Source organism: Atribacter sp. (genome assembly GCF_035418125.1).
Classification (GTDB): Bacteria; Atribacterota; Atribacteria; order Atribacterales; family Atribacteraceae; genus Atribacter; species Atribacter allofermentans.
In genome coordinates, this window is sequence record NZ_DAOLQM010000313.1 from 1 (window position 1) to 2,244 (window position 2,244).

At 35.5% G+C, this 2,244-nt stretch carries 2 protein-coding genes; both read right to left on the reverse strand.

Going from position 1 to position 2,244, the window contains the following annotated elements; genetic code table 11:
* Positions 1-1,073, reverse strand: a 1,073-nt coding sequence (locus PLK24_RS10890) for a uroporphyrinogen decarboxylase family protein (RefSeq protein ID WP_324479058.1), incomplete at its 3' end; no start/stop codon positions are given.
* A gap of 36 nt (positions 1,074-1,109) precedes the next feature.
* Positions 1,110-2,126 (reverse strand): LacI family DNA-binding transcriptional regulator, encoded by a 1,017-nt coding sequence (locus PLK24_RS10895; protein WP_324479060.1) that lies wholly within the window; start codon positions 2,124-2,126, stop codon positions 1,110-1,112.
* Positions 2,127-2,244: the final 118 nt, after the last annotated feature.

The window sequence follows — 2,244 nt, forward strand, 5'->3', positions numbered from 1 at the left end:
TATTTATCAACAGCAAAATGCATGGTTATGGCATTTTCTATTGGAATATCCATATCCAGCAAATTACAGGTTGCGATAACCAAACCATTCTTCTTACCAACTTTTTCCACCAAATCTTTAATGGCTTGATCAACATCATAAGGGGATCCAAAGGGAAGAAGCTCACTAATATCGATATTGCCGATCAGACAAAGTCGATCGCCACACTTTTCTTTAATTTGGCAAATATCATTACCAGCTGTTGGCTGAAGAGAATGAAGACCATCAATTTCACAATCCAAAAGCATATCAAGGGTATAATTCTGATTTCCACAACCATGAAGCACCACTGGTTTTCCTAAATCATGAATTTTTCTGACCACATCCTTCATAAAAGAGAAGTCCATTTCCCAAAGGTCTTTAGGGGATATAAAAGGACCGGTATTATAGGCAAAATCGTTGGAAAGCCAGACACAATCGGCACCTTCCTGAATCACTTTTTTGGCCAAGTTAAAGACATGATCAAAAAAACGAGCCGTAAAATCAAGTAATTCTCTACGGTGTTCATAGAGATAAAACATATAATTATTAAAACCCATAAACTGATTGATTTTAAAAAAACCGGTTTCAATTTGAACCACGACAAAAAAATCGGACTTATGAACCCATTTGTGGAGATTGTCATATTTAAAATCATCAATAGTTGGAAATTGATAGGTTTTTAAGTCTTCAGGTTTTTCAACCGGTTTTTTAAGTATTTCATAAGTAAAAGGGGTAGAAATAGCTTCCATGCCCCAAACATCCCTATAAATAGGATATCCTTCTTTCGATTCATCAATTTTAATCCAAGGTTCGCGAGGAAAGACATGAATAAAATCAAATCCTAAAAATTCTCGAGCTTTTTTGTGGCATTCAAACTGAAAATCACTCAATTCTTCAGTCATCCACCGTACTAGTGCATTTTCTTCAGCTTTCGGCATTTTTACCTTCAATATTTTTTGAATTAAAACATCGTGAAGCATTTGTTCTCCATGAGGGATACGGTCAACTGGTTGGCATTTGAGGGCGGCTAGCATTCTTTCCTTGTGATTCATGTTATTTATTCCCTCCTCCTATAATTTATTATTCATTTACCTGGTTGACTGACGAACCACTACTTGAGTATCTACAGTTTTTTTCCATATACATTTTTGTTCAGGATTCTCTCTATACAAAATCCTTTGATAAAGCAAATCAACACTTTTTACTGCTAACTCTTCAATTGGTATATGAACAGTTGTCAATGGAACACCGGCTACCGAAGCAAAACTAATATCATCAAAACCGGCTAAACCAATATTTTCCGGAACTTTTATCTTTAATTCTCTTAAAGCCCTTAATACACCAAAAGCCATATAATCATTAACACAAAGAATAACATCATAAGCAGGATGTTTTTTATTAAATATTTCTAAAGTACTTGTATATCCACCTTCGATATCTGGGTGAGTTTCTACGATGTCGGTTTCCAATACTAGATAACCATTTTCAAGCATAGCCTTTTGAAATCCATCAATTCTTCTTTTAAAGGTTACTGCCGCTTTCAGCCCGGAAAGGAAAAGAAATCTTTTGTAACCTCTCTGGATTAAATATCGAGTAAGTTTGTAAATACCCTTTTCTAACTCAACATCAACTATTGGTAGATTTACTCCCTCAAAGCCACCACCAATTAATACTGTAGGGATCTCCCTTCTAATAAGTTCATAAAAAGTAGATAGATTGAAATTGATGATATCAGCGGTGTGGATCAGAACGCCGTCAACCTTTTGAGAAATAAAGTCCTTAAGAACCTCTTCCTCAATGAGTGCCTCGCCCTCAGTAATTCCAAGATTCATCCGATAACTCTTTTTTCGAAGTTCTTTTTGAATAAAGTGGGTGAGTGAGGCATGGTAGGGATTGATGATTTCCGCCATCAATATACCAATGATTCCTGTTCTTTGGGCGGTTAAGTTTTTTGCTAAACTATTAGGTATATAACCCAATACTTGGGCGGCTTGTAAGACTTTTTGACGGGTATTAGGATTCACCCGTTTTCGACTGTTTAGCGCTAAGGAAGCTGTAGAGGGAGCTACGCCAGCTAACCGAGCAACATCTCGAATAGTTGTCATTCTTTACCTCTGTCGAACCGTTTTGACATTTTTATTTTAATTAAAAAAGTACTTTAATGTCAAGCTATTTCCCAATTTATTATAAATATATTTAGAAACGATTCAATTTGAAATAAAA